Source organism: Streptomyces sp. NPDC002403 (genome assembly GCF_053593015.1).
Genome location: NZ_JBSFBQ010000127.1, coordinates 1 through 5092 on the forward strand (window position 1 = coordinate 1; position 5092 = coordinate 5092).

The following is a 5092-nucleotide window of genomic DNA, read 5'->3' on the forward strand; positions in this document are numbered from 1 at the left end:
AGGTCGTCCCACATGAACCAGAAGCGGTCCTGTCCGGGCGTACCGAAGAGGTACAGGATCAGGTCCTGGTCCAGGGTGATGCGACCGAAGTCCATCGCCACCGTCGTGGTGGTCTTGTCCCCGGTGTGCGTCAGGTCGTCGATGCCCGCGGAGGCGGACGTCATCACGGCTTCGGTGCGCAGCGGATTGATCTCCGAGACGGCACCGACGAACGTGGTCTTACCCACGCCGAAGCCCCCTGCCACCACGATCTTCGCCGAGGTAGTGGAGCGGGCTGCTCCGCCGCTAGAGCTTGCGAAGTCCACTGAGCACCCTTTCGAGCAGTGTCACATCTGGCTGGCCGCCGGCGGACTCGTCGCCGCCGGGCTGATGAATAGCGACGAGTCCGGCCTCTGCCAGGTCGGCTACGAGGATCCGGGCAACGCCGAGCGGGATCGAGAGCAGTGCCGAAATCTCGGCGACCGACTTGATCTCGAAGCACAGCCGGCAGATCCGCTGGTGCTCGGGCAACTGCCCTTGCAGCCGGGACGGATCGGCCGTGGTACTGACCAACGCCTCAATGGCGAGTTGGTAGCGCGGTCGGGTCCGCCCGCCGGTCATGGCGTACGGACGAACCAGCGGATTGTGCGCGGCCGGCGCGGCGGGCTCGGGGGCCTGCCGCGGCTGTACCGGCTGAATACGGGGCGTCCGGGGCGAGTCGTAGCGGTGCGGACGCTGCGTGGGCCACCCGGAACCCTGCGGGGTGTCCTGCTGCGGCTGCTGCGGCTGCTGGTAGGGCCGGTACGGCTGCTGGGCGCCCTGTCCGCTGGGTGCGGACGGGAAGTTGAACCGGTTGTCCCCGTGCTCACCCGGTACCTGTCGGCCACCGTTGTACGGGTGTCCGCCCTGGGGTGTGTCCACGATTCCTCCTCCGACTACCGGTCCCGATCCCAGTGGGTCCGCGCCACCGCACTTTATGGCCCGGTGGCGCGAAACGCACTGTCTGTCTACTAGTTAAGAAGACTTCCTTGCAGTTCAGCACGGAGGTCCGGAGTGAGGACACTGCCCGCACGGTCGACGAGAAGAGCCATTTCGTACCCAACCAGACCGATATCGGCGTCCGGATGTGCGAGCACGGCCAGTGAAGATCCGTCGGAAATGGACATGATGAAGAGGAATCCGCGCTCCATCTCCACAACTGTCTGATTCACCGCGCCGCCCTCGAAGATCCGCGAGGCACCCGCGGTCAGCGAGGTCAGCCCGGAGGCGACGGCGGCCAGCTGGTCGGCGCGGTCACGGGGGAATCCCTCGGACATGGCCAGCAGGAGTCCGTCGGCGGAGACCACCACCGTGTGCGACACCCCGGGGGTGTTGTCCACGAAGTTGGTGATCAACCAGTTCAGATTCTGCGCCGCCTGGCTCATCGGGCTCACACTAACGCTCCTGGTTGTAGGTATTACTGTCGTCCGAACCCGCGCTGCGTCCCCGCAGTACGCCCCGCCGCAGGTTGCTCAACCTGCCGCGGATGTCCTCGGGGGCACGGGAAACCTGGGGGCCGCCCTGCAAGGTCTGCTCCGCGGTGCCCTCGACCAGATTGGCCTTGGGCACCCGCCGGGGGAGTCCGGACGGGGTGATCCCGCCCGCCTTCGGCTCCCGGAGCTTCTCGGCCCGCTCCCAGCGCTCGTCGTTGGCCGAGCGCCAGTCGTCGGAGCCGTTGCCGTCCTGCTGCGCGGGCGACGGCTGCTGCGGCAGTTCCTGCTGCTCCTGCTCCTGCTGCTGCGGCGGCTGCTGCGCGGCGGGCCGGTTGTTCCCGCGACCGGTGGGCTGCCAGTGCTGCTGACCGCCCCGGCGCGGCAGACCGGCTTCGGTCAGCTCGTGGCCGGAGTTGGGCGTGGGCCCCGGACGGTCGAAGCCTACGCTCTCCTGCGGCTCGGCGGGGGCGCTCGGGACGGATTCCGCTTCCACCGGTGCCGATGGCTCGAACGCGCCCTGGTAGACGCCCTGATCCGGCCAGGCGTCCTGATGGGCCCGGGGGGCGAACTGCTCGTCGTACGAGGGCTGCGAGGCCTCGCCGGCCGCGTAGGCGGCTTCCGCATATCCGCCGGACCGCCCCTGCTCGGGCTGCGGGGCAAAGCCCGTACCGGTGGCGTAGGGGTCGTAGCCGCCCTCGTACGAGGTCTGCTGCGGCTCCTGCGGGTAGCCGTTGGCGGCGTACTGGCCGTCGGAGTACGGCTCCTGGGGGAACTGCGGGTGCTCGCCCGCCGTCTGCGCCTCCAGCGCCGCCCGGCGCTCCTCGCGCAGCAGCGAACGGCCCACCGGGTCCAGCTGCGCGGTCTCCGCCGAAGGCTGCTCGTACCGGGAGTCGTCGAAGCCGAGCTCCGCGGCCGTGCGCATGTGCGGCTGCTGTTCGAAGCCCTGCTGCTCCGGGATGATCGAGGAGACGGTGAAGTCGTCCGCCGCGGCGACCGGTTCGCCACCGCCGCCGTGGGTGATCGCGTCCGGCAGCATGACCAGCGACGTGGTGCCGGCCTGCTCGCCCGAGGGGCGCAGCTGGACCCGGATGCCGTGCCGGTCGGCGAGCCGGCCGACCACGAACAGACCCATCCGCTGCGAGACCGCGGCGTCCACGGTCGGCGGGTTGGCCAGCTTGTGGTTGATGTCGGCGAAGTCCTCGGCGGTGAGGCCGATGCCCTTGTCGTGGATCTCGATCATCACGCGGCTGTCGGGCAGCCGGGTCGCGGTGACCCGCACCTTGGTCTGCGGCGAGGAGAAGGTGGTGGCGTTCTCCAGCAGCTCGGCCAGCAGATGCACGAGGTCGGTGACGGACTGGCCGTGGATCTCGGTCTCGGGCACCCCGGAGAGCTCGATGCGCTCGTACGACTCCACCTCGGAGGAGGCGGCGCGGAGCACGTCGACCAGCGGGACCGGCTGGTTCCAGCGGCGGCCGGGCTCCTCGCCCGCGAGGACCAGGAGGTTCTCGCCGTTGCGGCGCATACGGGTGGCCAGGTGGTCCAGCCGGAAGAGGTTCTCCAGCTGGTCCGGGTCGGCCTCGTTGTTCTCCAGGTCGGTGATGAGGGTCAGCTGGCCCTCGATCAGCGACTGGTTGCGGCGCGAGAGGTTGGTGAAGATCGCGTTGACGTTGCCCCGGAGCATGGCCTGCTCGGCCGCCAGCCGGACCGCCTCGCGGTGCACCTGGTCGAAGGCGCGGGCCACCTCGCCGATCTCGTCGCGGCTGTGGATCGGGATCGGCTGGACGCGGGTGTCGACCCGGCCCGGTTCGGCCCGGGAGAGCTGGTCGACCAGCATCGGCAGCCGCTGCTCGGCTATTCCGAAGGCCGCCGTACGCAGTCGGCGCATCGAGCGGCTCATCTGCCGGGCCATCAGGCCGGCCAGGGCGAACGCGGCCAGCAGCGCGACGATCACGACGGCGGCGTTGATGAAGGCGTCGTTCCGGGCGCTGGACGAGATGTCCGCGGCCTCGGTCACCGCCTTGTCGACGAGCTCGTCCTCGACCGTGGTGTAGCCGTCGAACTTGGCGGTGGCGGCCGCCATCCAGGTCTCGGGCGTGATGCCCTTCGCGGCCAGCTTCTCGGGCGACTTGCCCTGCCCGATCTGCTGGGCCATGCCGTCGAAGACCGAGCCGTCGATGCTGGGCGGGGTGACGAACGGGGTACCCGCCGCGTCGGCCTTCTCCTTGGCCTTCCTCAGCTCGTCGGCGCCCTCGTCGGCCTTGGCGGACATGACCTGCTTCAGCCGGGTCGCGTCGGCCTCCGTACCACCGGAGGTGAACTCGCCGAGTGCGATCTGCTCCAGGTAGTTGTACGAGCCGAAGGCCTTGACCTGCGCGTCGAACTTGGCGCTCTCCTGGCTCGGACGGACCAGCAGGTGCATGCCGATGGAGCGCTGAAGCGATTCTGCGGCCTTGGCGAGCTCGATCGCGTAGACCGTACGGCCGTAGCTGGTGATGTTGCCGGTGCCCAGCCCCAGTTCGTTGCTGAACTCCATCAGGGAGTGCTGGACCTTGACGTAGCCCTCCTCCGTCTTCACCGGGTCCATGCCCTCGGCGAAGGCCGACTTGCGCAGCTCGGGAAGGGTGGGCTCCTCCAGCCGGAAGAGCTGCAGGCGCCGCTCCAGGCCCTGCTTCGCGGGCATGCCCTTGACGGCCTCGTTGAACTTGCCCGCGGCGTTGTCGGTGGCGGACTGGACCTGGCCGATGACTTCGGCGTCACGCTTGTTCGAGAGGAGGGGCTGAGCGGAGAGGTCACGCTCGTTGAGGAGTGCCTGGCCGTACTCGGCGGCCGCGCGCACGATCAGCGCGGTCTTCTCGGCGTCCTGAGCCTCGCGCCAGGTGTCGATCGATCCCTTCACCTGGAATCCGCCCATGACCAGGCCGACGAGGACGGGGATCAGGAGAATGGCGTTCAGCCGGGTGGGCACCCGCCAGTTGCGCGGGGAGAACCGGCTGGAGCTGCCACTGGCCGCCGCCGCGTCGGACGCGTCGGCGGACGACGCCGCGGCGCGCGGCGGCGGGGTGAAGTTGCCCCGCTCCTGCTGCGCCGTGGAGCCCGCGTTGTTTCGCCTCACTCGACCAACAACCTCTCGGCGTCGGCACCTACGTTGTGCCGTGTTTTGTTCAGGGCCGTACTACTCGGGAGTTCGTCGAATTCCAGCACGGGGACCGGTCGCGTTCCAAACAGTCGGAACCCTTCATTCCGAGTGGCCCAGGCCTCAGATAAAACGGGCATAAAGAACGAGCCCCGTCAAAAGGCGGGGCTCGTGTGCGCGCAGTGGCACCATTCGGATGCGTCGGGTGTCGAACGCGGGGCAATTCTCTGTCGAAACGTTATGAATACGGGGGCGGATCGTGTCAAAGGACACAGTCCACCCCCGCCCGACTACGGTAACTACCGTATGGCAATACCGACTTGTGCCTACTTGAGCCGTGCCATGAGCGCGTGCTCGACGAGCGTGATCAGACCGCTCTTCGCGTCCGCGCGGTGGCGCGCGTCCGTCGTGATGATCGGGGTGTCGGGTCCGATCTGGAGGGCCTCGCGGACCTCGTCGGGGGTGTAGGGCTGGTGTCCGTCGAAGCCGTTGAGGGCGATGACGAAGG

General features: G+C 68.8%; 4 protein-coding genes and 1 pseudogene. All 5 read right to left on the minus strand.

Annotated features, from left to right (window positions below; all coding sequences use genetic code 11):
• The coding region (locus ACWCPY_RS42850; protein ID WP_030739219.1) for a GTP-binding protein at positions 1-305 on the minus strand (305 nt) is incomplete at its 3' end.
• Positions 286-900: a DUF742 domain-containing protein gene (locus tag ACWCPY_RS42855; protein WP_451274572.1), complete on the minus strand. Its 615-nt coding sequence runs from the start codon at positions 898-900 to the stop codon at positions 286-288. The genes ACWCPY_RS42850 and ACWCPY_RS42855, both read right to left, overlap by 20 nt.
• An 89-nt stretch (positions 901-989) precedes the next feature.
• A complete protein-coding gene (locus ACWCPY_RS42860; protein ID WP_006127847.1) occupies positions 990-1403 on the minus strand; it encodes a roadblock/LC7 domain-containing protein in 414 nt (137 codons plus the stop codon).
• Positions 1404-1413: 10 nt separating this feature from the next.
• Positions 1414-4563, minus strand: a complete 3150-nt coding sequence (locus tag ACWCPY_RS42865; protein WP_451274574.1) for a nitrate- and nitrite sensing domain-containing protein — start codon at positions 4561-4563, stop codon at positions 1414-1416.
• A gap of 347 nt (positions 4564-4910) precedes the next feature.
• Positions 4911-5092, minus strand: a pseudogene (locus ACWCPY_RS42870) (ATP-binding protein); the annotation flags it as partial.